Here is a 25,155-nt window from a genome sequence, read left to right as displayed (position 1 = left end):
AACATCTGTGTGGAAGGAGGAAGTTATTAATGAATATCATTCAAGAAATTACTCAAGATCAACTTCGTAAAGATATCCCTAATTTCCGTGCAGGAGACACTTTAAAAGTGCATGTTAAGGTAATTGAGGGTACTCGCGAACGTGTTCAGTTGTTCGAGGGAGTTGTAATCAAACGCCAAGGTGGCGGCATCGGTGAAACTTTTACAGTACGTAAAATTTCTTACGGTGTAGGTGTGGAAAGAACTTTCCCAGTAAATTCACCTAAAATCGATAAACTAGAAGTAGCTCGTCGTGGTAAAGTTCGCCGTGCGAAATTGTACTATCTTCGTGAGCTTCGCGGTAAAGCAGCTAGAATTAAAGAATTGCGTCGTTAATCCTTTCGGATACGCGATTGAGAAGGGCTTGGTGAAACAAGCCCTTTTCGTTATTTTTAAGCTGTTATTTATGATAATGATTAACATCCGATTCCGCCGGACAGCCTTTATACACGGCTGTAGACGGGATTTTTTGTATTTCTTGACGAATAGAATCCTTCAAAATTTGGTTTTTATAAAATTGTGTGTAAAATAGATAGAGTGAAATCGTATAGGTACTTGGTATACACTACATAAGGCTTAGCCGGATATGGTAGTCAGTACATATACAAAGCGCCAATTCAACCAGGAAAGAAGGCATGGCCTATGGAGCAAGACACAAAACCATCTAACAATGAAGTACATGCAGCAAATACGACAGAAGTACAAGAACCTGTCAACACAGGAACTCCAGATTCAGGAACGATTCAACCTGAAAAGAAAAAGAAAAGTGAAACGAAAGAGTGGATCAAAGCGATCGTGGTTGCTTTGTTGCTCGTTGTCGTTATCCGCTGGTTCTTGTTTGAACCGTTTATTGTAGACGGTCCATCCATGCAACCGAATTTTCATACAGGTGAACGTGTGATCGTGAACAAAATTCTGTATGATATCCGTACCCCGCAACCTGGAGAAGTGGTTGTACTGAAAGTACCTTCTCAAAATCGTGACTTTATCAAACGTGTAATTGCTGTTGCTGGAGATACCGTCAAAGTAGAAGGCGATAAAGTAACCGTTAATGGTAAAGAAATCAGTGAGCCTTATATCCAAGCTGCATTAGATAAGGCACATGCACAAGGTAGCGATTATAATATCAATAATTTCCCAACAGAGAACTTCCCTGATGGAACAGTACCGGCAGGTCATGTATTTGTTATGGGAGATAATCGCTCCAACAGTCAAGACAGTCGTATGATCGGTTATATACCGCTTGGAGATATTATTGGACGTGCAGATGTTATTTTCTGGCCGTTTAGTGATGCGAAGTGGGTTGAACAATAAAGCTGCCTAACATATATGGATAGCTAATTTAAAGAAGTAAGGGGGAAAACCGATGGCTATTCAATGGTTTCCCGGACATATGACAAGAGCACGTCGCCAGATCGAATCGAAGCTTAAATTGATCGATATGGTTATTGAACTCGTGGATGCACGTCTGCCACTCTCCAGTCGTAATCCGATGATTGATGAGATTTTGCAGGGCAAACCGAGAATGATTATTTTGAACAAATCCGATTTGGCTGATCCTAAAGTAACTGCCGAATGGGTTGAATATTTTAAGCAAGAAGGACATGCTGTTCTTCCTTTAGACTCAGCAAGCGGACAAGGTATCAAAGAAATTGCTGAACGCTCTAAAGTATTGCTCAAAGACAAGCGCGACAAACGTGCAGCTAAAGGAATGAATCAACGTCCTATGCGCGGATTAATTGTAGGTATTCCGAATGTAGGTAAATCGACACTAATCAATCGCCTTGCTGGAAAAAGTATTGCTTTGACAGGTGATCGTCCAGGTGTAACCAAAGGACAACAGTGGATCAAAGTAGGAACAGAAATGGAATTGCTAGATACACCTGGTATTCTATGGCCTAAATTTGAAGATCAAATTATCGGTTATAAGCTGGCTGTAACAGGCGCTATTCGTGAAGAAATTCTAAATGTAGAAGATGTTGCTTACTTCGGTATGAAATACATCTGTCAGCATTATTGGGACAATATCGCTGAACGTTTTGAATTATCTGAACAACCACAAGATTTTGAAAATCCGAATGAAATCGTAGAAATTATGGAAGAAATCGGACGCAAACGTGGTTGCTTAATGAGTGGTGGACGTATTGATTTAGAAAAAGCATCCAAAGTCATATTACGTGAATTGCGTGCAGGTAAAATGGGACGAATCTCCATGGAGACTCCTTAAGTATTGGAGGAATCATCATGTCAGAATTGTTAAAGTATGAACGTGAATGTCTAATGGAAGGTTACCATTATATTGCTGGTGTAGATGAAGTGGGTCGAGGATGTCTGTTTGGTGATGTGATCGCTGCTGCGGTGATTATGCCAGAAGGTGTAATCATTGAAGGCGTGAACGACTCCAAAAAGCTATCTGAGAAAAAGCGTGAGCAACTCTATGATCAGATTATGGAGCAAGCACTTGCTGTAGGTGTAGGTTATGTTGATGCAGCAACGATTGATGAGATCAATATTAAGCAAGCCGCTCGATTAGCAATGAAGATCGCTTTGCAACAATTAAGCGTATCTCCTGACTATATTTTAGTCGATGCTGAAAAGGTTGATCTGGATATTCCGCAACGTTCTATTATCAAAGGAGATGCGAATAGTCATAGTATTGCAGCAGCTTCTATTATCGCTAAAGTCACTCGTGATCGTCTGTGTGTAGGTGAATGGGAAGAACAATATCCTGGTTACGGGATCGCCGGACATAAAGGATATGCAACCAAAGTTCATCGTGCTCAGATTATCGCGCAGGGAATCACACCATTACATCGCAAAAGCTTTTTAGGTAATTTGTTACTGGAACAACCGACTTTATTTTAAGCATAAAAGTATTGAATTATGGTATAGAATGATTTATCATGCATCTATATTACTTTATGTGAAGATAGAAATAGACATGCCAAGGGAAGAACCCGCATCTTACTATAAAGAGCGGGTTCTTTTTTTGTACAGATAGGCGCTCATGATCAATGCCTTTTTAACCGATAAATAAGATAATCAAGCAGACGAACGTTAAATCAAAATATACATAAGCATAGACTATAAATTGTCTGTATTACTATGAATTTATTTATAGTCTACTTGTTATCTATACCTCAATGTAGGCAACGCTCAAATAGAAACAATGATAGGAGGGATTACCATGAATATTGGATCACTATTCCGTGGACTTATAGGAGATAGCAAACCAGGTGAAGCACGACAAATGGAATTGAAAGAAGGGCAAGTTGTCCGCGGAGTGGTGACAAGCGTATCTGAAGATGGACAAGAAGCTGTTGTCCAAATTCAAGGAGTCAAAGTAAGAGCCAAATTAGAGACTCCTTTACAACAAGGCGCAACCACTTTACTACAAGTACAGCCTCCTGATCAAGATGGAATGCCTGTGCTCAAACCTGTAGCAGGAAATCCAGCGAATCCTTTACCTAATGCATCTATGGGAGAAGTATTAGATTCGTTTAATTTACCAGATACCAAAGAAAATCGTGAAATGATTACTCAAATGAGAGCATCGGGTATCACACTTAATGCAGATAACGTCAAAAATATACAAGCTACTCTTTCTCAAAAGCCAGCCGGTGTACCTGTAGGAGAATGGGTACAATCTGCGGCTGTAGCTATTCAGCGAGGTCTACCTGTTACAGCACAAAGCGTGAGCGGGCTACAACAAGCGATATTCGGACCTCCGCTTCATGATCTATTAAGTAATCTGGATAATCTTGTTCGTGCTACAGTGACACAAGTACAAGACAATGCAGCCAATGTAAATACAGGCACAAATGCCAATCAAGACCCAGAGACTATATCTACAAACACATCTGGAAATAACCCGGCAGTTAACGGAAATACCAATCCAGCACAAAGCAATAACACAACGTCTGCTTTACTGGGAAAATTACAGACTGTGCTTGATCAATTAGGAAGTATAGTGGCTCAATCTGGAGATCAGGCTACAGATGCGACTGGTGGTAAATTAACTTCACCAGCTGTACCAAATCCTACTGTGCCTCAAGCACCAACAGCATCTGCTACGATGGCAACAGTCAATACTCAAGCACAGCAAGCAGATGATATCACTCCATCTGCTTCGACAACGGTTAGCCCATCGTTATCTGCAACAACAGATGATGCCGAACCTGTTACAGCGAACTCTACAAATACAGCATCAACAGTCAATCCCAAAGTTCAAACCACAGAGCCCTGGTTAGGTCGTGTGCTGAAATTACTAGGAGCAGAGCATGAACAACAGATGGTACGTGCAAGTGTCAATAACTCTTCACCTGAAGCAGTAGCTACACGCACTGAGCAGACACCAGCATCTCTAAATGCTAATGGGCTAACGCAAGCACAGGCATCTTTAGATCCGGCAACGTCTCGTAATGGAAATCCAGCTCTTGCGCCTAATGTACTGAATAGTACATTAAATAATGGAGTAGAAGAGCAATTACCTGCACCTGCGTCTCGTGTTGCGAATCCTGCGAATCCGAATGCACTGCAACAAACAGCAGCTAATGAGTTACTAATAGATCCAGAAGTAGAATTAAACAATCCAGCAACTAGCAAACAAGCCACTACCAATGCACAGACAGTAGTGAACGGGCAAAATACACCAACAGATGATCTTTTACCGAATGCTGCTCTGTTGAAAAATGCTAATAGTCTAGAAGCCACCAATCCGGCTCATATCGCTCAACAGATGGCTTCTCATACAGATGATGCGGCTAGTAAAGCTCAAGATACTTTAAAAGGGCTTTTGCTTCAATTAACTGCCGCAGATGATGTGCCACCTGCACTGAAAGATGCTGCACAACAATTGGTTCAGCAATTAACCGGTCAGCAATTATTATTAAATACTGATCGTACAGCACCATTTGCACAAGTGACGATGTTTGTCCCGTTTAGAGGACCAGATGGACAAGAAACGGCTTCTGTACAGATTCAGTCTCGTCGTGGCCCTAAAGGAGAACTAGACGCTTCTAACTGCCGTCTATGGTTCGATCTCGATATGCATTCATTAGGACCAACACTTGTCGATGTGCATGTAGTAGACAAAATTGTGACTCTTAAAGTGCATAATGATCTAGAACAGCTTGCTCCGCTTGTCGAAAGTAAACGCGAAGAGATGGCTAGCGCTATGGGAGCGCTCGGATACCAATTGCTATCGCTCAAAGTAGATACGATGCCAGTTCGATCAGATACAGTGAACGACAATAGTCTTGGCATGTCAGATAGCGATCTTTTACAACGGTATGCACCGCCTGATTACAAAGGGGTGGATATGAAAATATGAATAAACCCAAAGACGATATGGCCATGAGAGCCAAAAGAGCAGTTGCGCTCAAATACGATCCGAATCAGAATACAGCTCCAGTAGTAGTCGCCAAAGGAAAAGGGCGTATCGCTGAAAGTATTCTTGAGAAAGCTCAAGAAGCAGGTATTGCTGTGCAACAAGATGCTGCTTTGGTAGAAGTACTGTCTAAGCTTGATCTCGATCAACAGATCCCGAGTGAACTGTTTGAACTGGTTGCCGAAATTCTTAGCTTTATTTATCGTGCAGATAAGAATTTGAGTCGAGGCGGTCGTGGTCGGTGAAAACAGATGATCGTAAATATAAAGGACGTATCGCTGAAGATACAGCAGCTTACTATTTAGAACAGCAAGGTTATCAGATCGGCTATCGCAATTGGAGCTGTCGTAGTGGTGAATTAGATATTATTGCTTACCATGAAGGCACGATTGTGATTGTTGAGGTGCGAAGTCGTACAAGTGATCTATTTGGTACACCTGCTGAATCGGTAGATTGGCGTAAGCAAAAACAAATTCGTGAAACAGCTGAAGTCTATGCTCATCAGAATCAGCAGTCTCATTTTCCTTTCCGATATGATGTGATAACGATTCAGATGAATTATTCATATCAGGTCGTAGAACTAGAGCATATTGTAGCTGCTTTTGTCTAATGGATGTCAAAATAAAATCTATTGAAAATAGAGGAAGCACCCTTTTTCAGTAAACCATCATGTATATCCGCACTGTGATCAGGAGCGAGATTTAGAAGGTTTTGAAGAAAGGGTGTTTTTTTGGTATGTATGGTAAATTATTTAGCGCTTGTTTACAGGGAATCAATGGAGTAATGGTTGAAGTAGAGACCGATTTGTCAAATGGTCTACCGATGGTAGCTATTATCGGGTTGCCAGATTCAGCTATTCGAGAATCAATCGAAAGAGTACGTTCAGCTATCAAAAATTGTGGGTTTACTTTTCCTAATCAACGAGTAACAATCAATCTAGCACCAGCCGATTTGCGTAAAGAAGGTTCGGCTTTTGATCTTGCGATTGCTATGGGGATTTTGACCACAAGTGATCAGATTATATTACCGGATGCAGAGCAAATGTTACTGATCGGAGAATTAGCATTAGATGGTACATTGCGACCTGTGCCAGGTGTATTATCAATGGTGGATACAGCTCGTCAACATGGTTTGAAATCGGTATTGGTTCCTCAAGAAAATGCAGCAGAAGCAGTATTGGTTGAAGGAATCAATGTATATGCAATTCATCATTTAAATGATTTATTTGCGGATACACCACATCAGCCTACTATCCCAAAAGATCAGTCTGCCCAGCAGGATCATATCGAATCATTTCGAATGTCTTTGCCAGGTCAACCGGAGATTGTAGTCAAACAAATCCAGACCAACGCATCTTCAAATGATCCTGTAAATACATCTCAATCTGTTAATGATATATCAGGTATAACTAAAAAGAAATCCGATCCACGTAAAGTGGTAGTGCTTCCGCCATTACTTGTGCAAAGATCAAAAAAGCAATATATCAATCATTCTGTTTCAACGATGCAAGAAGATTATGGAGATGTATTTGGACAACAACACGTGAAGCGAGCATTGATGATTGCTGCTGCGGGAATGCATAATATTTTGTTACTGGGGCCTCCGGGTACAGGGAAGACGATGCTCATTAAACGTCTACCTACGATTTTACCGGTTTTAACTGACTCGGAAGCATTGGAAGTGACTAAGATTTTTAGTGTATCAGGACGATTCAAAGACTCTAACGCTGGCTTGATCTCTGTACGTCCTTTTCGTGCGCCTCATCACAGTACAACAGTCACAGGGTTGATTGGAGGAGGAAGTATACCCAAGCCAGGAGAAGTGAGCCTAGCGCATCAAGGCATTTTATTTTTAGATGAATTGCCAGAATTTCCGAGATCGGTATTAGAAGTATTGCGACAACCATTAGAAGATCATCAAGTGACAATCAGCCGTGCGCGAGCGGTGTTTTCATTTCCAGCTAATTTCTTATTAGCAGGTTCAATGAATCCATGTCCTTGTGGATATCTTGGAAGTACGCATGCGGCTCATCCTTGTACTTGTAGCCATAGTCAGATTGCTCGTTATCGCTCCAAAATATCAGGTCCTTTGTTAGATCGGATAGATCTGCAAATAGAAGTGCCTCGACCTACTGAGCAAGACTGGCAACGGGCAAAAGCTGGCACAGAAGATATCGGTTACGATTCGGCTAGTATGCGCAAAATCGTAGAGCAAGCGCATCAGATTCAATTAAAACGATATCAGCATTTGGATATTCATTGGAATAGTGAATTGTCGGGTAAATGGTTACGTGAGTATACATTCTTATCAGATGCAGGTAATCAATTGCTAGAAACAGCATTTGAACAATTAGGTATGAGTATGCGAGCTAGAGATCGTATTTTGAAATTGGCAAGAACCATTGCTGATCTGGAAAATATGGAGCAGATAGAAGCGGTTCATATTGCAGAAGCAATTCAATATCGGCAATTGGATTTGAGTCAGCCAGTGAATGGATAAGTAGTGCTATGTATCAATAGAATATAGATCAAAGAGTGAAAAGAAGGAATGACTAATGTGATTCCTTCTTTTCTTTTTTATTCATTTGCATCATATATTCTATTTTACTGGAGTATGTGAGCAATAGATGGAATTTAAATATTGCAAAATAGACGATGATTCTTCTATAGAAGTACGGAGTGCAATATAGCCATCTGGACGGATTAATAGGAGTTCTTCACTTAATATATTGTAAATTCGATAAGCATTTCCTGCGTGATCAATGATATGATCTGTTCTCTTTGTATCAGATGGAAGTATACAATATAGTCGAAGCTGATCATGAGTAAGATTTTCTAATACAGAAGAATCAGTATGATTTACAAAAGCCAAAACTGTCCAATGTGTACCACGGAGCAGATCAAAAATATTTCCGGAAAATTCTTTGTTTTGCAGAATATCAGCATTAGGAGCACGATCTCCAGGTAATAAAAGAAGAGTATCTTTTCCAGTAAATGAAGGAGTAAGAGAACTGGAGCGATAGGAAATAGGAAGCCCGCTTGTCAGATCATCGGATACAGTACTTAAAGATTGCGACAATGATCTACTTTCAGTCACCGTTTCAGTAATTGCTTTGATTTTCTTAGAACTATCTTGAAGAACAGCTTGAGCAACAGGACGACGTTCTTCATCATAAGTATGCAGTAAAGTGGCATCTGCTCCTTGAAGGACAGCGGCTAGCTTCCATCCAAGATTGTAAATATCTTGTATACCTGTATTCATACCCTGACCTCCTGCTGGAGAATGAACATGTGCTGCATCACCAGCAAGGAACACTCTGTTGTTATGATAACATTCCACCATCCGCACATTGACTCGGTAAATAGACAACCATGATGCATGAGTGATTTTAACAAGACCTGCACCAGCACGCTGATCCAACATAGCTTGATACATTTCTAATGATGGTTCTGCGGGGTTTTGAATTTCTGTTGAAATAGTAGCTTGTAGTTGCCAAATATTTGATTTGGGTAGTGGAGTTAGTCCTAACATTCCTTCTGAAGATGTCCAAATATGAATATGATCACGATCCAGACCTTCTAATTGGATATCCCCAAGATACCACCGCTCATCATCATATGTTTCCCCAACCAGTGGCAATTGAATAAACTTACGAATATTACTTTTACCACCATCCGCACCGACTACATAACGAGCATGAATTTGCTCTTCTCCTTGTGATGTCTTGACCGTTACTGTTACTCCATTCAAATCTTGAACAAGGTTTAGAGCTTCGACTCCTAACTCGACTTGACCACCAAGAACAGCATAGCGATCACGTAATGCTTTTTCTACATCAAATTGAGCAATCCAGACTGGATTACGGTAAGGTGTCTCAAACTTACTACTGACAGCCACAGTAATAGAAGGTTTGTCTATGCTTTTACCATCTGGAGTATGATAACGAACAGGCAAATCTACAACACCTGTGTCCAAAATGTAATCAATCGCTTCCAAATCATCAACGACTTCAAGTGAACGAGGTTGAATAGCTTTGGAGCGTGATGCTACGTTATAGACGGGATTTTTATCAATGATACGATGGTTAATGTGTCGACGCGCAAGATCACAAGCAAGTGTAAGTCCTGTAGGCCCAGCTCCAACAATAAGCACATCAACAGAAGAAAATAGAGTGTCCATGTATAAAATCCTCCTTGGAATATAGCAGATTATAAATTATACTACACCGTGCAGTGTAATTAGTAAAGTGGAATCTGAATCAAATTTTGATAATATACTTAATAAGGGGGAATATGAGAATGGATACGATAGAAAATAAAAAGATTCGTAAAGGTTCTTTAGATAAACGAGCTAAAATTATTGAGGCAGCACGAGAACTTTTTTTATCTGAAGGATTTAATCAATCGAGTGTTGATGCTGTTGCTAATAGAGCAGGAGTGTCTAAGCGCACAGTGTATGATTATTATGGAGATAAACAACACTTATTACTTGCTGTTATGGAAGAAACGAGTGTAACTGTTCTGAACATGATTGAACAAGGGATTTCAGATCACCTTTTGGAATTTGATGATTTGGAGCAAGCTCTTATTTTATTTTGTGAACAAATTGTTGCCTCTGCAAATGGTTCATCTGATTACAAAGCTTTGATTCGCCTAGCTATGGTAGAGGTTGCTAATTTGCCAGAATCTTTTTATGAAAATATGGATCAAGCAACAGAGGAAAGTATTATCAAAAGATTTATAGAGTTTGGAAAAAACAAATTACTGGATATACCTGATCCTCGTATGGCTGTAAAGCACTTTGTTGCTTTAACTATTCTTCTTGTATTTAATCAGCCGAAACCTGAAGCTTTGGATCAAGAACAAGTGAAGCATATTATTACTGAAGGTGTACGCGTTTTTCTTCGTGCTTATGCGCCTACTATATAATCAAAAAGAGAAGTAGCTATAATAGCTACTTCTCTTTTCTAAGATGGCGTCATTTCTAACATACATCAAATGTGTAATCACTAAAGTATTTTTGCTCAAATATTGCCTAACGTAATCACCTGACATTAACGGTGGATCACTCTGCTATGGTAAATAATTTCGATGCCTTTATCAGCTAGACGTGGTAATATTGCTTGAACTTCTATATGTATTGTTTTTGACTCATATCTACAATATATCGATTTAACTTTTCAGCAACTGTTGCATAAAATTTTGTTCTTTTTTCCATGTGATAGCTTAATTGTATATATGACATATGTATTTATGGAATATAATGGTACTATATGATAAACATAAGAGATATGCTCTGTAAGACATAACTGTTAGTAGAGAGGAACACCTATGACTAGAAAAAGTACGTTTATTGTATTGATGGTAGTTGGTATATTTATGATTTGTACAGCGATTGGATGGGCATCTGTTAGTAAAGGCAAATCGATAACACAGACAAAGCCACTTGTGCTTGGTTATTATACTGATGCATCGCCAGCAGCATTTAATAAATATCACAGTTATATGAATCAAATGTCTACAGATACATTAAACACAGATGGATCTGGTAATCTGATTGGGAGTGTTCCTAAGCAAGCTGTTCAACAAGCGAATAAGTGGAACATCGATACATTTGCGCTTGTTTCTAACTATGGAGAAACAGATTGGGATCCAGAAGCAGCACATGACGTGATAACAGACCCCATAGCTAAGAAAAAGCTGATTTCAGGGCTTTTACAAACTGTCAAACAAAATCAATATCGAGGGGTTAATCTAGACTTTGAATCTCTTGTGCCAGCAGACCGTCAAGCACTTAGCACCTTTGTACGCGATACAGCCAAAGTCATGAAAGCTAATGGATTTCAAACGATGGTATCTGTACCGGCCAAACAGAAAGATGATCCCAAAGATGGCTGGTCTGGAGCCTATGATTATAAAGCGATCGGAAGCGCAGTAGATTGGTTACAAGTGATGACCTATGATGAACATGGCGTATGGAGTGAGCCTGGTTCTTCTGCCGGCAAAGAGTGGATACAATCTTCACTCGCTTTTGCTGTAAAGCAAGTACCTTCCAATAAAATATTAATGGGATTACCAGCATACGGTAACGATTGGAATGTTACACAGACTACACAAGAACATGATGATCAAAATGTGATGCTCAGTTGGAAAGACACTCCAGCTTTACTGGCAAAATATCATCTTACGGGTAAACGAGATAACGTTTCTGGTTCTATGATCGCACGCTATACAGATAGTCAAGGCGATCAACATGAGGTGTGGTATGAAGATGCAACAAGTATTGAGCAAAAAGCTAAACTTTCTCAGCAATATAATCTTGCCGGGGTATCTATGTACGCGATAGGGATGGAAGATCAACAGTTCTGGCAGGCAGTACAAAAAGGAGTCAGCGCAACAAAATAAATAATTATTGTATTAGCAGTAGCTGGCAGAAGAAATGTAGGATTTTCCAGTATAAACACAGTGAAATGTAAAAAAAGAACTACTCTATAGAGTGGTTCTTTTTTCATGTTCAGTTACTTCTGATATAAATACATCAAAAGTATAATGATAAAAGTATTTTTTATTGAGATATTGCCTAAAGTAACCACCTGACATTAATTGTGGATCACGAACATCTGCTGTGATGATTTCGATATCTTTGTCAGCTACACTTTGTAACATCGCTTGAACTTCTATTTCTAACTGTTCTTGACTCATATCTACAATATACTGATTTAACTTTTCAGCTACTGTTGCATAATATTGTTGTTGTAACTGAGACTTTTGTTCTTTTTCTAATTTGAGAGCCTGTTGTCGATCCAGTTCGATATCCAGTTCTGTTTTCTTTTTACGATAGTCATTTTTTAGAGCAGCAACAGTATAAGCTGGAATATCATGTACACGTCCACTTAGTACATCTATTTTGACTACATCCAGAATCTCTGTAATATATTCTTTTTCATACGATTTTAGAATAGTCTGAATCGTGACTGTAGTTAATCCAAATTCTTTTTTTAAACGATCGCTTAACCGATTGGCTGTATGAGGTTGTACAGCAGCTAATGCTTCGGTAGGAGGAAGAATGGTGACTGTTTGCTTGGCTTTGGTTTTGATCGTAAATACGATTTCATCTACTTTACGACCACTTTTGCGTTCTACATAATTGAATTCGATATCGGTACTTTTATTGATTTCTTGCTGTGCTTTGGTGATTACACGCTTTTTAAAATCAGAGTACACTGGATACTGATCTTCAATACCAAGTAATTCTTTTAAACGTTGGACTTTAAGAGTTCGTTGCCCTAACTTTTCGTATTGTTTCAACAGTTCATAAATCCGCATCGAATAAGCACTTTTCAATTTTAAAATATCGTTTAACCGAAAAGAAGTGAATTTTTCTTTCAATTGAAGCAGATAAGGTTTTAACTTGGGTGAAAATTCTACTTCGATAATACCTTCATTAGGAAAGTATTCAGCAGACGCTAACCAGTTTACTTGTAAGTTTTCATTTATGTAAAAAGGGTGCGACATTAGATTAAGCGTATATTCTTTCACTTGTGCATAAATATTTTTGTTTTTAACACCAGCTAATTTGGCGAATTCACTAATCTTAAAACGATATCGTTGAAACTCCTGATCATCAGGCGAAATAATACTAATAAGTACATAAATAATACGTAACTCTACTACACTCATTTTTAAAGGCATTTCAATAAGATCATTAGACTTTGTAACTAAATTATTTTTCTTCATATGTTATAACCTCCAAGACGTTCCTTCATTATAATAGATTATCTGTTATAAAAGTAGCTTAATCAGCACAATGATTTCCTTTGAGTTGTTTATCTTATTTTACATACCTTGTTTTTATTGTTTTAAAATATTTACTTGTTTAGCACCTAGTAAATGTGTTGGTACTCATAGCTTTGTAGTCATAAAATAAGACAAAAATAGGGTGAAAGATGGACAATTATAGGGTCAACTATAGACTAAAAGAGGGCAATTCTGAGACAGATTTAGGGTGACACTATAGACAAATGTAGGGTAGAATGCGACAAAAATAGGACAAAGTATAGACAATAGTAGGGTATACTATGGACAGAAATAGGGTCTCAATCAACGATCAATATGATCCAATAAAAGCTGAGTATAAAACGAAATGCGACAAAAATAGGGTGCTAAATAAGCAAATAATGCTTTTCTATGGACAAAAATAGGGTGATGATACAAAAATCAAAATATTGACCCTATTTTTGTCCATAGTAAAGTTAAAATGAGCTTATTTTGCTTAAAATATACCGAATACAAGCGATTTTAAAGTAAATGACCCTATATTTGTCCGATTTCAATTCATGATCAAAATCGATCCTGTATATAAAGCATTTGTACAAAGTATTTGTCAGCACACATATCAGTAACTGTTGCTATAAATGGGTAATGATTAATGTTAAAATATAGAATATACATGAAATAGATGGGAGAGTTGATGATGCAAAATAAAGCAGATCGTCTAAAAGGCGCTAGAGTTCCTCAAACGCCTGAATTAGGGCAAGATATGCAACATCGCTTACCTCCAGGGCAGACACTTACTGAAAGCTTTCCGATTTTGCATGAAGGTAGTGTACCTGAGTATGATATGAATCTATGGAATCTACGTATTTTTGGAGAAGTAGAAGAAGAGCAGTTTTTTACATTTGAAGATTTGCAAAAGCTACCTGTTACGCGTACCGTGAGCGATATTCATTGTGTAACTCGCTGGTCTAAGTTTGATACCGTATGGGAAGGTGTTAAGTTTTCAGATTTGATGAACGTACTAAAAGTGAAATCTGAAGCCAAATATGTAATGATTCATGCTGATCCTGATTATGAGACCAATGTAGCATTGAAAGATTTGATGGATGAAGATGTATTGTTAGCTTGGAATTACGATGATAAGCCTATCACAGCCAAACATGGTGGACCATTGCGTATGATTGTGCCGAAATTTTATTTTTGGAAAAGTGCAAAATGGATACGTGGCATTGAATTTATGAAAGAAGATCGACGGGGATTCTGGGAAAATCATGGCTTTCACAATGTGGCTGATCCTTTCCAAGAACAACGTTTTTCTTCAGATGAATATGAAATGCCAGAAGATGAATGGAAGTATTGTGAAGCGGACTAATCATTAGGAGCTGATAAATATGGTCATAGTATGGTATTTATTGTTTATGATAATAGTTTCTGTTCCAGGAATTTGGTATCATGTAGCGATTGGTAAACGTATAGCACATGAAGAAAAAAAAGCAGGGCGAGATCTTACGTATGAGATCAATCCTTTTACAGGTGGACGAGAGTAAATATTCTGTTAGTTGATCGTAGCAATACTGAGCACAGCTAGAATACTTAAAATAATAAGTACAAAAAAGAACCGTTCCCTAAGGACGGTTCTTTTTATTCATTGATCGAATGTGAGCCTAGAAAAGTAGATACTTGATGTATATAAATACTACTTCAAAGGGGATAAACTACAATTACAAGCTATCTACAGCTTTTTGCAGTTTAGCATCTAACATACCTTTTTCTTTGCTACCTTGGTTTAAAGAAGGTTCAAACCAATATACCACTACAGCATTACCTTTAATATATGTTGATTTGTTCAATAAGTCATAAGGAGTTTTGCTTGTTTGAGTTTTCAAATCTTCTAGACCTTTTTTAGCATCGTCAGCAGACTTGAAGCTATAAATTGAAACCGTTTCTTGTTTATTTAAATCTTTATCAGTAACAAAACGAGTTGCTTTAACATCATTCAATACCCAACTATTTTGTTCATCTGGAGCAGAAATCAAATCAATTTTTTGTGCTTTGATTGCACTAGCTACTTTATCAACAGAAATATCAGATTTAGCGCTATCTGTAGTCGTATCCGTTGTCGCTTTGTCTGTGCTTTCTGTTGCTTCGTCTGTCGCAGTTGCGTCTTCGCTTGTGCTGTTGTCGTTGTCAGTTACAGCTGTACTTTCTCCTGTTGTTGTAGAGGAGTCTGTCGCTGTAGATTCATTCGTTGTTGTTGGTGTTGTAGTGCTAGCTGGTGTTTGAGTGCTGTTATTAGAACAGCCGGCGGTCGCAGCTACAACGGTTAGTGCAAGTAGAAAAGTACTGATTTTGAGTTTCATAAAATGGACCTCCTGTTTGTTAAGTTCATCTTTACGTTGATGAATCTTTTGAATATGAATAACGAAATAACGTTTTTCACTATAACATACATACACATAACAGTCGATTTTGACACGAACCTTACATTTTGTAACAAATGTCAATCCATTATAAGAATGATGATATTCCTGTCATATCAAGGGTTTGAAGGATTTGTAACGAAATTGTTCTTTCTGAAAATAAATCATAATAAAAACAAAATTGTTTTATGTACAGACAAAAAAGAAGCAGTTAGGGGACTGCTTCTTTCGTTAAATCGATATCAAAATGATCTTCTAAACTCTATAGAAGGGGGTAGAGTTAGAAAGGGTTTATAGGGATAGTGTACAAGTTGGACAATCTAAAATTAGATAACGTTTAATTCAACAGCGATGTTTCCACGTGTTGCACGAGAGTAAGGACATACATTGTGAGCTTCTTCTACAAGTTTAGTAGCTACTTCACGATCTACACCTTTAACCAAAACATCCATTTTTACAGCTAGCGCAAATCCGCCATCTTCAGCTTTACCAAACATTACAGTAGCGTTTACTTCTGTACCTTCGTGTTTGATTTTTTGCATACGAGCAACCATATTTAGAGCACTATCAAAACAAGCAGAATAACCTGCTGCAAATAATTGTTCAGGGTTAGTACCAGCACCGCCAGCGCCACCCATTTCTTTTGGTGTTGCAATATCTAAACGAAGTTCAGGACTAGAAGATTCAATATAACCTGCACGTCCGCCGACTGCTTTTACTGTAGTTTCATACATTTTTTGTTGAATTGTTAACATGAATAACTCCACCTTTTCGAACGATTTATTTTACAAAATTAAATTTAACACAATTAATATGAAAAGTAAAATATTTTTCGCTATATTTATGTAAATCAGTAGATTTTATGATATAATCATACGTATAAAGTAGATTTCGCACACTCTTGTTCGTCACTAATTTTGTTGTTTTGGGTAAATATTAGATAAGAATATTTATATTTCATATTAATTATAGGTAGGTGATATAGCATGACTACAGAATCAAATGAGTATCCACACCCGCAGTTAAAGCTTGAAAATCAACTTTGTTTTGCTATTTATGCTTCTTCTCGTGAGATGACTAAAATGTATCAGCCATTGCTAGATCGTTTGGGAGTAACTTATTCTCAATATTTAGTGATGATTGTTTTATGGGAGAAACAAGAATGTACAGTTAAAGAATTAGGAAATGCATTGTATTTGGATTCAGGTACATTGACTCCATTACTTAAACGTCTGGAAGCAGCAGGCTTAATTATTCGTAAGCGTTCTACAGAAGATGAGCGTAAAGTGCATATTACATTGACTGAAGCTGGTCAAAATTTGCAAGAAGAAGCAGTTAACATTCCGAATGATGTTTTAACCGGAACATGTATGAATACGAAGAAGCTAGAAGAATTATTAGGTGAATTTAAACAGCTACTTCATAACATTCACCAAACGAATGTCGAAATGGCGAATAACAAGTCTTAATGGATACAAAATACGTGTATCTTGTGCAATAGAATAAAGCTTCAAAATTAGCCCTTTTATCGAAATTTGGTAAAAGGGTGTTTATTTTTTTACTTTGATAGCGTATACATGATATATTAAGTAAGAGCTAGCTTACTCAAGATAACTTCCAGTAAATGGAGTAAATTGGCGAAATTTTTAAGGAAAGCGTTTTAAAAACATGTTACAATATTGAAGGTTATTGATTTGCCGGGTGATGTTGCCGGAATGCATTCATGTTGATAGGAGGATTTATTGAATGAATATCCATGAATATCAGGGAAAACAAGTACTTAAACAGTACGGAGTAGTAGTACCGGAAGGTAAAGTTGCTTTCACGGTAGAAGAAGCTGTAGAAGCAGCTCAGTCACTGGGCAGCCCAGTGTGTGTTGTCAAAGCTCAAATTCACGCTGGTGGCCGAGGTAAAGCTGGCGGAGTTAAAGTAGCTAAAAGTCTAGATGAAGTACGTACGTATGCTCAAGAAATTTTGGGTAAAGTGCTTGTAACGCATCAGACAGGACCTGAAGGAAAAGAAGTAAAACGACTTCTAATCGAAGAAGGCTGTGATATTCAAAAAGAATATTACATAGGCGTTGTTATCGATCGTGCTACAGGTAGAGTCGTCATGATGGCTTCTGAAGAAGGCGGCACTGAGATTGAAGAAGTCGCTGAAAAAACACCTGAAAAGATTTTCCGTGAAACCGTAGATCCGGCTATTGGTCTACAAATGTTCCAAGCTCGCAAACTAGCATATGCAATCAATATTCCTACTAAGCAAGTGAACAAAGCAGCTAAATTTATGACTGCCTTGTATACTGCTTTTATCGAAAAAGATTGCTCAATTGCAGAAATCAATCCGCTGGTTGTAACAGGCGATGGTGAAGTAATTGCTTTGGATGCGAAATTGAACTTTGATTCTAATGCGATCTTTAGACATCCTGATATTCTTGAACTTCGTGATCTGGATGAAGAAGATGCAAAAGAAATTGAAGCTTCTAAATACGATCTAAGTTATATCGCTCTTGATGGTAATATCGGTTGTATGGTCAACGGTGCAGGTCTAGCGATGGCTACAATGGATATTATCAAATATTATGGCGGCGAACCGGCTAACTTCCTTGACGTAGGGGGCGGTGCAACAACGGAGAAAGTAACAGAAGCTTTCAAAATTATTTTGTCCGATAGTAGTGTAAAAGGTATTTTCATTAATATATTTGGTGGTATTATGCGTTGCGATGTTATTGCTAACGGCGTAGTTGAAGCTGCCAAACAAATCGGTCTGGATCGTCCTTTAGTTGTAAGACTTGAAGGTACGAACGTAGATTTAGGTAAACAAATTCTCGCTGAATCAGGGCTAAACATCGTTGCCGCGGATTCTATGGCGGACGGAGCACAGAAGATCGTAGCTCTCGTATAAAATCCAGGACCTAAATTAAGTGATAGGAGCTGTGTCTAAACAATGAGTATTTTGGTAGATAAGCATACAAAAGTCATCACTCAGGGTATCACCGGGGCAACAGGACTCTTTCATACTAAGGGTGCGCTAGATTACGGTACTCAAATGGTAGGCGGCGTAACACCTGGTAAAGGTGGAACTGATGTTGAGATTACACTCGAAGATGGCAAAACTGTAAAATTGCCAGTCTTTAATACAGTTGTAGAAGCCAAACAAAAAACTGGTGCTACAGCAAGTGTTATCTATGTACCTCCTGCATTTGCAGCTGATTCTATTCTTGAAGCAATCGATGCTGAACTAGATCTGGTTATCTGTATTACAGAAGGTATTCCAGTATTGGATATGGTCAAAGTATCTCGTTATCTAGAAGGCAAAAAAACAGTTCTTATCGGACCTAACTGCCCGGGTGTAATTACACCAGGTGAGTGTAAAATTGGTATTATGCCAGGTTACATTCACAAGCCAGGCTATGTAGGTGTTGTATCACGTAGTGGTACATTAACGTATGAAGCTGTTCATCAATTGTCTACTCGTGGAATTGGTCAATCATCTGCAGTAGGTATCGGTGGAGATCCAGTAAAAGGTTCAGAATTTATTGATATTCTGAAATTATTTAACGAAGATCCTAATACACGTGCTGTTATTATGATCGGTGAGATCGGTGGTACAGCAGAAGAAGAAGCTGCAGAGTGGATTGAAGCGAATATGACGAAGCCTGTTGTAGGCTTTATCGGCGGCGCAACAGCTCCTCCAGGCAAACGTATGGGACATGCAGGCGCAATTATTTCCGGTGGTAAAGGTACTGCTGCTGAAAAAATTGCTAAATTAGAATCTTGCGGTATTAAAGTAGCACCTACTCCTTCTGAAATGGGTTCAACACTTGTTGAAGTTTTAGAAGAAAAAGGTCTTTTAAGTGAGTGCACTACGCACTAAAAAGGACTTTAATCTATCGGTATAGACTTTTAATGGCCTGTTCTTTATAATGGGTGTAATTAGATAGTGACAGACGTATAAGGTAAGCAACCTTTGTATTCTCTTGAGGAGACAAAGGTTGCTTTTTTTGCGTTCTTTTTCGTTTATTTTGAAAAAAGAGATCGAAATAATGGAAGAAAATACCTAAAAATGAAGTAAACGCTTGCAAAATAGTTAGGTTTACGATTAAATGGAGAAGGATGATTTGTTCCTGCTCCTGAAAAGGAGATTATATTATGAATGAAAAATTAGTATGGCTTGGACTATGTGAAGCTTCTGGAATAGGTTGGAAAAGAATGAGCGATATATTACAGAACCATGTAGATCTGCGCGAACTGCCGGAATGGGATGCCGGAAGCTGGCGTGGATTAGGCATGCCTGAAAAAGTTGCTCAATCTTTACCACAGCAGTTACAACCGGAATATCTGATGTCCAAAATGAAGAAGTATAAAGATCAAGGGATTCATATTATTACTATGCTAGATGAAGAGTATCCTACTTTAATGAAGGAAACTTTTCAACCACCCTGGATCTTATATGCTAAAGGAAGATTAGAATTATTATCGAGCTTCTGTATAGGCATGGTTGGAACAAGGGTTCCGACAGCTTATGGTCGTAAAGTTGGTGAGTTACTTGCTGGTGAAATGGCAGAACGTGGTGTTACGATAGTAAGCGGGATGGCTCGAGGAATAGATAGTGTCTGTCACGATGCGGCGCTTAGAGTAAATGGATCAACGATCGCAGTACTAGGTACAGCTATTGATATGATTTATCCAGCGGAAAATCGTTCACTGTATCATCGAATAGCAGATCAAGGATTGATTTTGTCCGAGTATCCGATAGGAACCAAATCTTCGCCAGGTCTATTTCCACAGCGTAATCGAATTATATCGGGGCTTTCCTATGGCTCTGTTGTTGTCGAAGCAGATGCTAGAAGTGGATCGTTAATTACAGCCGATTTTGCAATGGAACAGAATCGTGATGTATTTGCTGTACCGGGTCCGATCACTTCTCCCAAAAGTCAGGGTACACTTTCTTTACTCAAACAAGGAGCCATTCTGGTTACATCTACAGAAGATATAATGAAGGAATATGATTCAAGTTTAATTAAACGGTGTGATAATCCGTACGAAATGAAAGAAAATTCCAGTGAAATTAGCGACTCAAATGCTTCAATTTCACCCTTTTCTCAAAAATTCGATTTGACAACAGACGAAAAAACGATATACCTTATATTGGAGCAGGGTGATGCAACAATCGATGAACTTCATGTTCAATCGAATTTTGATTTTGGACTTTTGCATACGGTTCTGTTATCTTTAATCATAAAAAAACAGATCAGTCAACGCTCTGGCGCGTTATATACCTTAATATAAATCATATAAAAGATAAAATGAAAGGGGGACGAACCTAATGGCAGATACACTTGTTATTGTAGAATCACCAGCGAAAGCGAAAACAATCGGTAAGTACCTGGGCAGTAAGTATATTGTGAAAGCATCCATGGGACACGTTCGAGATTTGCCGAAAAGCCAAATCGGTGTTGATGTAGAGCATAATTTTGATCCTAGATATATCACTATTCGTGGCAAAGGCTCTATCCTCAAAGAATTAAAAGATGCCCGTAAAAAAGTAAAAAAAGTCTATCTCGCAGCCGATCCGGATCGCGAAGGTGAAGCAATTGCTTGGCACTTAGCCCATGCGCTTGATGTTGGCGAATCCGAAATGTGTAGAGTTGTTTTTAATGAAATCACCAAACAAGCAGTCAAAGATGCTTTCAAAACACCACGCCAAATTAATATGGATCTTGTTAACGCACAACAAGCACGCCGTATATTAGATCGCTTGGTGGGTTATAAAATCAGTCCATTATTATGGAAAAAAGTAAAAAAAGGTTTGTCCGCAGGTCGTGTACAATCTGTAGCTGTTAAAATTATTATTGATCGTGAAAATGAAATCTCTGATTTCGTAGCTGAAGAGTACTGGAGTATTACAGCGAAGTTAACGATTAATGATACTACGTTCGAAGCCAAGTTCAACAAATTGAACGGTGAGAAAAAAGACCTTCATAATGAAGAAGAAGTTAAAGAAATTTTGGCGGCTATTGGAGATTCTTCTTTTGAAGTCACCAATGTAAAAGAGCGTGAGCGTTTGCGTCATCCTTCAGCTCCATTTACTACATCTTCTTTACAACAAGAAGCCGCTCGTAAATTGAATTTCCGCGCAGCAAAAACAATGTCTGTAGCTCAGCAGTTGTATGAAGGTATTGATCTAGGCAAAGAAGGTACTGTTGGTCTTATTACTTACATGCGTACAGATTCTACTCGTATCGCTGCATCAGCACAGGAAGAAGTGAAAGAGTTTATTTTAGAAAAATATGGTAAAGAGTTTGTTCCTGATGAACCACGCCAATATTCTAAAAAAGCTGCTAATTCTCAAGATGCGCATGAAGCGATCCGTCCTACGTCTGCTGTACGTGATCCAGATTCTCTCAAACCATTAATGAGTCGTGATCAATTCCGTCTTTATAAATTGATTTGGGAACGGTTTGCCGCAAGTCAAATGTCTTCCGCAGTATTGGATACATTATCTGTTGATATTGCAGCAGGTCCTACTACTTTTCGTGCGGTAGGTTCCAAAGTACGTTTTCAAGGATTTATGAAATTATATGTTGAAGGCAATGATGATGGTAAAGAAGAAGGCGACAAATTTTTACCACCACTTGCTCAAGGGGATCAACTTCAAAAAGAAGAGATTGAACCCAAACAGCATTTCACTCAACCGCCGCCACGCTATACAGAGGCACGTCTAGTAAAAACGTTAGAAGAGTTAGGTATAGGACGACCAAGTACGTATGCACCTACACTCGAAACGATTCAAAAACGTGGTTATGTCGCAATTGAAGAAAAGAAATTTATGCCGACAGAACTGGGCGAATTGGTTATTCAGCAGATGGAAGAATTTTTCCCTGAAATATTAAATGCTGAGTTTACAGCGAATATGGAACAGAACTTGGACCATGTGGAAGATGGGGAAGAAGACTGGGTTCACGTATTAAGTGAATTTTACGAATCTTTTGAAAAGCGCTTAGAATTTGCTGAAGAAGAAATGAAAGAAATTGAGATTGAAGACGAAGTGTCTGACGAGCTGTGTGACAAATGTGGATTGCCAATGGTTTATAAATTAGGACGCTTTGGTAAATTCCTGGCATGTTCTGGTTTCCCAGATTGTCGTAACACCAAACCGATTATTAAAGATATCGGAGTTACTTGTCCAACATGTAAAGAAGGGCATGTCGTTGAACGTCGTAGTAAAAAAGGTCGGGTATTCTACGGTTGCGATCGTTATCCTGATTGTGATTTTGTATCATGGGATCGTCCATCACCTAAACCTTGTCCCGTCTGTGAATCAATGATGGTCGAAAAACGTAACAAACAAGGTGTGAAGTTGCAATGTACTCATTGTGATCATACCGAAATGGTGGAAGAACCAGAAGATGAGGCATTAGAGGTGGATTAACGTTTCCTTTCTACAAAATAGGATTTTGAGACTTTTTCACGTATAATACGTATCATTAAATACAGTGTGGATCTTTTGGATCCACGTTACCTATCATAACTTGTATCTTGTTTATTCAAACAGGGTGCAAGTTATAACTATTTAGATTAAGTGCATTATGCAGGAGGTTTTTTATTGTGTCAGATATTCAAAAAGTAACGGTTATTGGAGCAGGTCTTGCAGGTAGTGAAGCAGCCTGGCAAATCGCAAGTCAAGGTGTACCTGTTACCTTATACGAAATGCGTCCTGTGGTAAAAACACCAGCGCATCATACAAATCAATTTGCAGAGTTGGTATGTAGTAACTCTTTACGTTCCAATACTTTAGCGAATGCAGTAGGCGTAATGAAAGAAGAAATGCGTATGCTGAATTCGTTAGTTCTTGGCGCAGCAGATCGTCATGCCGTTCCAGCCGGTGGAGCACTTGCTGTAGATCGTGATGGATTCTCTGGTGAGATTACTTCTACGCTACACAATCATCCTTTGGTGACCGTAGTTAATGAAGAATTACAACAAATTCCTACAGACGGTATTGTAGTTATTGCGACAGGACCTTTAACATCGCCTGCATTGTCGCAACAAATTCAATCACTTTTGGGTGAAGAATATTTCTATTTCTATGATGCAGCAGCTCCTATTGTAGAAAAAGATTCAATTGATATGAATAAAGTTTATTTAGCTTCGCGTTATGATAAAGGTGAAGCCGCTTACCTGAACTGCCCGATGAACGAAGAAGAGTTCAATGCGTTTTATGAAGCACTGATCGAAGCAGAAACGGCTCAATTGAAAGATTTTGAAAAAGAAATCTATTTTGAAGGTTGTATGCCTATCGAAGTGATGATGAAGCGTGGTAGACAAACAGCTTTGTTTGGACCGATGAAACCAGTAGGTTTGGTTAATCCCCATACAGGTGAATTGCCTTATGCGGTTGTTCAATTGCGTCAAGATAATGCAGCAGGTACTCTTTATAATCTAGTTGGATTCCAAACGCATTTGAAATGGGGCGAGCAACGTCGTGTATTTTCTATGATTCCTGGTCTTGAAAATGCAGAGTACGTTCGTTTTGGTGTGATGCATCGTAATACGTTTATCAATTCTCCTAAGCTGTTAGAAGATACATATCAGCTTAAAAATGATCATCGTATTTTCTTTGCCGGACAGATGACAGGTGTAGAAGGATATGTAGAATCTGCCGCATCTGGTTTGATTGCTGGTATGAATGCTGCACGTCTAGCTAAAGGGCAAGAATTGCTTCATTTACCTTTGGAGAGTACACTAGGAAGTATGGCTCACTATATTACACATGCTGATCCAGATCATTTTCAACCGATGAATGCTAATTTTGGTCTATTACCTAAACCAGAAAAACGTATTCGTAATAAAAAAGAAAAAAATGAAATGCTGGCAAATCAGGCTTTAGAAAGTATTAAAACTTTTTTTGAGCTAGAGCAAACAGAAGTTACACAATAATTCACGTTTGATTATGTAGAGGAGGGGAAGTATAAATGGATCTCTCATTTCACGCTACAACGATATGTGCTGTTCGTCACAATGGTAAAGCAGCTATAGCTGGTGATGGTCAAGTCACATTCGGACAAAATGTTATTATGAAGCAACATGCTAAAAAAATACGTCGCCTCTATCGTGGACAAGTATTAGCTGGATTTGCTGGTTCGGTAGCTGATGCGATTACGTTATTTGAAAAGTTTGAAGCGAAGCTTGAAGAGCATCATGGTAATTTGCAACGTGCTGCGGTAGAGCTTGCTAAAGAATGGCGTTCTGATCGTGTACTTCGCAAATTAGAAGCTTTATTGATTGTTATGGATCAAAGCGGAATTTTGTTAATCTCTGGTGGTGGAGAAATTATCGAACCGGATGACGATGTTATTGCGATTGGTTCTGGAGGTAATTTTGCTTTGTCTGCTGCACGTGCACTTAAACGTCATGGTAAAGATTTAGAAGCAAAAGACATTGTCGAAGCTTCACTGCATATCGCTGCGGAAATTTGTGTATATACGAATGATAATATTATTGTAGAAGAATTGTAAGATGGACCGGTGC

At 38.5% G+C, this 25,155-nt stretch carries 23 protein-coding genes; 19 read left to right on the top strand and 4 right to left on the bottom strand.

Annotated elements, in window-relative coordinates; translation table 11 throughout:
* Nucleotides 1-29 precede the first annotated feature (29 nt).
* From rplS to PQ460_RS15140, 8 genes are all read left to right on the top strand, one after another.
* On the top strand, nucleotides 30-374 hold the full coding sequence (rplS, locus tag PQ460_RS15175) for a 50S ribosomal protein L19 (RefSeq protein ID WP_069327410.1): 345 nt from the start codon (nucleotides 30-32) through the stop codon (nucleotides 372-374).
* A gap of 306 nt (nucleotides 375-680) precedes the next feature.
* Nucleotides 681-1,352, top strand: coding sequence for a signal peptidase I (gene lepB, locus PQ460_RS15170; RefSeq protein ID WP_204824601.1), 672 nt, complete (start codon nucleotides 681-683; stop codon nucleotides 1,350-1,352).
* Between the two features lie 52 nt (nucleotides 1,353-1,404).
* Nucleotides 1,405-2,265, top strand: a complete 861-nt coding sequence (gene ylqF, locus PQ460_RS15165; protein ID WP_204824600.1) for a ribosome biogenesis GTPase YlqF — start codon at nucleotides 1,405-1,407, stop codon at nucleotides 2,263-2,265.
* Between the two features lie 17 nt (nucleotides 2,266-2,282).
* Nucleotides 2,283-2,903: a ribonuclease HII gene (locus PQ460_RS15160; protein ID WP_274170328.1), complete on the top strand. Its 621-nt coding sequence runs from the start codon at nucleotides 2,283-2,285 to the stop codon at nucleotides 2,901-2,903.
* Between the two features lie 322 nt (nucleotides 2,904-3,225).
* Nucleotides 3,226-5,370: a hypothetical protein gene (locus PQ460_RS15155; protein ID WP_274170327.1), complete on the top strand. Its 2,145-nt coding sequence runs from the start codon at nucleotides 3,226-3,228 to the stop codon at nucleotides 5,368-5,370.
* Nucleotides 5,367-5,672 (top strand): EscU/YscU/HrcU family type III secretion system export apparatus switch protein, encoded by a 306-nt coding sequence (locus PQ460_RS15150; RefSeq protein WP_274170326.1) that lies wholly within the window; start codon nucleotides 5,367-5,369, stop codon nucleotides 5,670-5,672. The genes PQ460_RS15155 and PQ460_RS15150 overlap by 4 nt, the downstream gene beginning before the upstream one ends.
* Complete coding sequence (locus tag PQ460_RS15145; RefSeq protein ID WP_274170325.1) at nucleotides 5,669-6,037, top strand: YraN family protein; 369 nt, start codon at nucleotides 5,669-5,671, stop codon at nucleotides 6,035-6,037. Before PQ460_RS15150 ends, PQ460_RS15145 begins: the two co-directional genes overlap by 4 nt.
* A gap of 125 nt (nucleotides 6,038-6,162) precedes the next feature.
* Entirely contained in the window at nucleotides 6,163-7,926 is a 1,764-nt protein-coding gene (locus PQ460_RS15140; protein ID WP_274170324.1) for a YifB family Mg chelatase-like AAA ATPase, read from the top strand.
* Between the two features lie 99 nt (nucleotides 7,927-8,025).
* Here PQ460_RS15140 and PQ460_RS15135 read toward each other — a convergent pair whose 3' ends face one another.
* The gene (locus PQ460_RS15135; RefSeq protein ID WP_274170323.1) at nucleotides 8,026-9,606 is read right to left on the bottom strand and encodes an FAD-dependent monooxygenase; all 1,581 of its coding nucleotides are present in this window, start codon (nucleotides 9,604-9,606) and stop codon (nucleotides 8,026-8,028) included.
* Nucleotides 9,607-9,725: 119 nt separating this feature from the next.
* Here PQ460_RS15135 and PQ460_RS15130 point away from each other — a divergent pair, with 119 nt between their 5' ends.
* Both PQ460_RS15130 and PQ460_RS15125 read left to right on the top strand, forming a co-directional pair.
* A complete protein-coding gene (locus PQ460_RS15130) occupies nucleotides 9,726-10,355 on the top strand; it encodes a TetR/AcrR family transcriptional regulator (RefSeq protein ID WP_274170322.1) in 630 nt (209 codons plus the stop codon).
* Between the two features lie 402 nt (nucleotides 10,356-10,757).
* Nucleotides 10,758-11,831 carry a glycosyl hydrolase family 18 protein gene (locus PQ460_RS15125; RefSeq protein WP_274170321.1) on the top strand — a complete coding sequence of 358 codons (1,074 nt, stop codon included), beginning with the start codon at nucleotides 10,758-10,760 and terminating at the stop codon, nucleotides 11,829-11,831.
* A gap of 84 nt (nucleotides 11,832-11,915) precedes the next feature.
* Here the strand turns inward: PQ460_RS15125 and PQ460_RS15120 are convergent, their stop codons facing one another.
* Nucleotides 11,916-13,163 carry a replication initiation protein gene (locus PQ460_RS15120; RefSeq protein WP_274170320.1) on the bottom strand — a complete coding sequence of 416 codons (1,248 nt, stop codon included), beginning with the start codon at nucleotides 13,161-13,163 and terminating at the stop codon, nucleotides 11,916-11,918.
* Between the two features lie 736 nt (nucleotides 13,164-13,899).
* Here PQ460_RS15120 and PQ460_RS15115 point away from each other — a divergent pair.
* Entirely contained in the window at nucleotides 13,900-14,574 is a 675-nt protein-coding gene (locus PQ460_RS15115; protein WP_273615759.1) for a sulfite oxidase-like oxidoreductase, read from the top strand.
* A gap of 19 nt (nucleotides 14,575-14,593) precedes the next feature.
* On the top strand, nucleotides 14,594-14,749 hold the full coding sequence (locus tag PQ460_RS15110) for a hypothetical protein (protein ID WP_274170319.1): 156 nt from the start codon (nucleotides 14,594-14,596) through the stop codon (nucleotides 14,747-14,749).
* A 174-nt stretch (nucleotides 14,750-14,923) separates the two neighbouring features.
* On the opposite strand, the gene PQ460_RS15105 is transcribed toward PQ460_RS15110, so the two are convergent.
* Both PQ460_RS15105 and PQ460_RS15100 read right to left on the bottom strand, forming a co-directional pair.
* The gene (locus PQ460_RS15105) at nucleotides 14,924-15,562 is read right to left on the bottom strand and encodes a hypothetical protein (RefSeq protein ID WP_274170318.1); all 639 of its coding nucleotides are present in this window, start codon (nucleotides 15,560-15,562) and stop codon (nucleotides 14,924-14,926) included.
* Nucleotides 15,563-15,948: 386 nt separating this feature from the next.
* Entirely contained in the window at nucleotides 15,949-16,377 is a 429-nt protein-coding gene (locus PQ460_RS15100) for an organic hydroperoxide resistance protein (protein ID WP_204824589.1), read from the bottom strand.
* A gap of 231 nt (nucleotides 16,378-16,608) precedes the next feature.
* On the opposite strand from PQ460_RS15100, the gene PQ460_RS15095 reads away from it, so the two are divergent.
* The 7 genes from PQ460_RS15095 (at nucleotide 16,609) to hslV (ending at nucleotide 25,142) form a co-directional block, all read left to right on the top strand.
* On the top strand, nucleotides 16,609-17,091 hold the full coding sequence (locus PQ460_RS15095) for a MarR family winged helix-turn-helix transcriptional regulator (RefSeq protein ID WP_273615762.1): 483 nt from the start codon (nucleotides 16,609-16,611) through the stop codon (nucleotides 17,089-17,091).
* Between the two features lie 277 nt (nucleotides 17,092-17,368).
* Nucleotides 17,369-18,526 (top strand): ADP-forming succinate--CoA ligase subunit beta, encoded by a 1,158-nt coding sequence (gene sucC, locus PQ460_RS15090; RefSeq protein ID WP_273615763.1) that lies wholly within the window; start codon nucleotides 17,369-17,371, stop codon nucleotides 18,524-18,526.
* 42 nt (nucleotides 18,527-18,568) lie between these two features.
* On the top strand, nucleotides 18,569-19,498 hold the full coding sequence (gene sucD / locus PQ460_RS15085; RefSeq protein WP_273615764.1) for a succinate--CoA ligase subunit alpha: 930 nt from the start codon (nucleotides 18,569-18,571) through the stop codon (nucleotides 19,496-19,498).
* A 275-nt stretch (nucleotides 19,499-19,773) separates the two neighbouring features.
* Nucleotides 19,774-20,913, top strand: coding sequence for a DNA-processing protein DprA (dprA, locus tag PQ460_RS15080; RefSeq protein ID WP_274170317.1), 1,140 nt, complete (start codon nucleotides 19,774-19,776; stop codon nucleotides 20,911-20,913).
* A 37-nt stretch (nucleotides 20,914-20,950) separates the two neighbouring features.
* Nucleotides 20,951-23,056, top strand: a complete 2,106-nt coding sequence (gene topA / locus PQ460_RS15075; RefSeq protein ID WP_273615766.1) for a type I DNA topoisomerase — start codon at nucleotides 20,951-20,953, stop codon at nucleotides 23,054-23,056.
* A gap of 176 nt (nucleotides 23,057-23,232) precedes the next feature.
* Complete coding sequence (gene trmFO, locus PQ460_RS15070; protein ID WP_204824584.1) at nucleotides 23,233-24,564, top strand: FADH(2)-oxidizing methylenetetrahydrofolate--tRNA-(uracil(54)-C(5))-methyltransferase TrmFO; 1,332 nt, start codon at nucleotides 23,233-23,235, stop codon at nucleotides 24,562-24,564.
* A 35-nt stretch (nucleotides 24,565-24,599) separates the two neighbouring features.
* Entirely contained in the window at nucleotides 24,600-25,142 is a 543-nt protein-coding gene (gene hslV / locus PQ460_RS15065; protein WP_204824583.1) for an ATP-dependent protease subunit HslV, read from the top strand.
* Nucleotides 25,143-25,155: the final 13 nt, after the last annotated feature.

Origin of the sequence: Paenibacillus sp. KACC 21273, assembly GCF_028736095.1 — a bacterium.
GTDB lineage: Bacteria > Bacillota > Bacilli > Paenibacillales > Paenibacillaceae > Saccharibacillus > Saccharibacillus kyungheensis.
The sequence above is the reverse complement of the archived record's forward strand: the minus strand, read 5'-3'. Positions and strand labels throughout refer to the sequence as shown.